General features: G+C 71.7%; 1 protein-coding gene. It reads right to left on the bottom strand.

Annotation, left to right across the window (positions count from 1 at the left end; all coding sequences use genetic code 11):
• A partial coding sequence (locus HTV45_RS33375) for a serine hydrolase (protein ID WP_215209625.1) occupies positions 1 to 389 on the bottom strand: 389 nt, incomplete at both ends.

The raw sequence follows: 389 nt of genomic DNA, 5'->3' as shown, positions 1-389 counted from the left end.
TCCTCCACCAGCGCGCCGAGCAGGGTGTAGCCGGGGTTCGAGTAGTGGTGGACCCGGCCGACAGGGTGGCGGTGCGGCTCCTCACCGAGCACGTCGGCCAACCCGGGGCGCAGGGTGCCGGGGCTCCGCTCCCACCACTCTCCCGGGGCCTCGGCAGCGAGGCCGCCGGTGTGGGAGAGCAGGTCCGCGACGGTGGCCTGGCCCGCGTCGGTACCGGGCAGATGCTCCTCAAGCGGGTCGGTCAGCTCCAGGAGCCCCTCGTCACGGAGCCGCATGACCAGAACTGCCGTGAACGTCTTGCTGATCGACCCGATCCGGTACTGGGTGTCGCCGTCGGCCTCAACCCCCTCCAGCGCCGAAAGCGCGCCTTCCCAGATCACCTCGCCGTC

The sequence above is a fragment of the Streptomyces sp. CHD11 genome (assembly GCF_018638295.1).
Lineage (GTDB): Bacteria > Actinomycetota > Actinomycetes > Streptomycetales > Streptomycetaceae > Streptomyces.
This window is presented reverse-complemented; position numbering and strand designations above follow the sequence as displayed.